This window comes from Methylobacterium sp. WL18, from assembly GCF_008040015.1.
In the GTDB taxonomy this organism is placed as follows: domain Bacteria; phylum Pseudomonadota; class Alphaproteobacteria; order Rhizobiales; family Beijerinckiaceae; genus Methylobacterium; species Methylobacterium mesophilicum.
Window position 1 is genome coordinate 1 of sequence record NZ_VRVD01000819.1, and the last position, 1771, is coordinate 1771.

The window sequence follows — 1771 nt, forward strand, 5'->3', positions numbered from 1 at the left end:
GGGTGGCCGTCTACGGCCAGGGGCTGGCCGAGGCGCTGGTGCCGGCCCTGGCGCATGGGCGCGAGATCGCCGTCCTGGCGCTGCTCGGGCTGGCCGGGGCCGTCGTCTACGGCGGCCTGCTGGCGGGGCTGCTGCACCTGTTCGGCCTGCGCCTGCGCCGGGCCTGAGCGCGTCCGTTCCATCGAGCCGGGCTCGCCGCCGCGCCCGCGATTCCCACATCGTCCCTGAGCGCCATTGAGGAACGCCATGACCAAGGACCTGCTCGCGGGCGTGAAGGCCGTCCTGTTCGACGCCTACGGCACGCTGTTCGACGTGAGCGCCGCGGTCCAGCGCTACGCCGACGCGGTCGGGCCGGATGCCGAGCACCTCTCCGAGGTCTGGCGCAACAAGCAGCTCGAATACAGCTGGACGCTGTCTCTGATGGGCCGCTACGCCGCCTTCTGGGACCTCACGGTCCGCGCCCTCGACTACGCGCTGGCGGTCCATCCGGGGGTGGATCCCGGATTGCGCGAGAAGCTCCTCGACGCCTACCGGGACCTCGACGCCTACCCCGAGGTGCCGGGCGTGCTGGCGGCCTTGCGCAAGCGCGGCCTCCGCACGGCGGTCCTGACCAACGGCAACGCCGCGATGGTCGACCGCGCCGTGGCCTCGGCGGGGCTCGCCGACCATCTCGACGCGGTGCTCTCGGTGGACGACGCGCAGGTGTTCAAGACCCACCCGGACGCCTACCGGATCGCGCTGGTCCGGCTCGCGGTCGGGGAGGCGGACGTGCTGTTCTGCTCGTCCAACCGCTGGGATGTGGCGGGCGCCAACGCGTTCGGGTTCCGGACCGCCTGGGTCAACCGCCGGGGCCTGCCCGACGAGTACGCGGATCTCGCGCCCACGGGCGTGATCGGGTCGCTCGACGGGCTGCTCTGAGGACCGGCCCGGGGCGCGATGCCGCGCCTTGGTCTGTTGCGTCTTGGACTAAAGTCGAGCTTGCAACGTGCCGGCCGCGCACTCGGTTCGCCCCTGACTCGGACGCCAGCCTTGTGAGCGTCGAGCGCGAGGGAACGTCTGATGAAGCGTATCGTGTTGGCAGCCGCGTGCTGCGTCGGCGTCATGGGCCCGGCCTGGGCCCTGGACGTGACCAAGTCGGTCGACGTCGCCGCGTCGCCCGAGGCGGTCTGGAAGACCATCGGCGGGTTCTGCGGGATCGGCGACTGGCATCCCGTGATCGAGAAGTGCGTCCCGTCCAAGAAGGGCGACAAGGATGTCCGCACCCTCAGCCTGAAGGGCGGCGGGACCATCGTCGAGGAGCAGGAATCCCGCGACGACGCGAAGATGGCCTACACCTACACGATCCTGGAAGGCCCGCTGCCCGTCACGGACTATCATTCGACGCTCCGGGTCGCGAAGGCCGGCAGCGGCTCCAAGGTGACCTGGACGGGCACCTTCAAGGCCAAGGGCGCCCCCGATCCCAAGGCGCAGGAGGCCATCGCGGGCGTGTACGAGGCCGGGCTGAAGGGCATCGCCGCCAAGGCGAAGTGACGGTGCAGTGACGTTTCGGCGGCAGCGGGCGGAGGCGCTCCGCTGCCATCGCCCGGCCCGCCGGCGCCACAACGGGCACGCGATCGAATTGCGCAGCTTCGGAGATTTTTAATCGTCCCGGTGTTGGATCATCCGCAACACGAACGGGAGACTTAGCGCGTGGCCACGAACGGTTCCTTCACGACGATCCGCGCCGGGGCCGCAGCCCTCGCCGCTGCCCTGGTGCTCGGGGCCGTCGCCC

General features: G+C 70.8%; 2 protein-coding genes. Both read left to right on the plus strand.

The genetic code is table 11. From position 1 onward, the window contains the following. Window positions 1-246: 246 nt before the first annotated feature. Complete coding sequence (locus FV228_RS28660) at window positions 247-918, plus strand: haloacid dehalogenase type II (protein ID WP_147857578.1); 672 nt, start codon at window positions 247-249, stop codon at window positions 916-918. Between the two features lie 141 nt (window positions 919-1059). After that, the gene (locus tag FV228_RS28665) at window positions 1060-1530 is read left to right on the plus strand and encodes an SRPBCC family protein (RefSeq protein WP_147857579.1); all 471 of its coding nucleotides are present in this window, start codon (window positions 1060-1062) and stop codon (window positions 1528-1530) included. Window positions 1531-1771 lie beyond the last annotated feature (241 nt).

Coding starts and splice junctions, on each gene's coding strand:
- FV228_RS28660 (WP_147857578.1), top strand. CDS start 247: ATGACCAAGGACCTGCTCGCGGGCGTGAAGGCCGTCCTGTTCGACGCC.
- FV228_RS28665 (WP_147857579.1), top strand. CDS start 1,060: ATGAAGCGTATCGTGTTGGCAGCCGCGTGCTGCGTCGGCGTCATGGGC.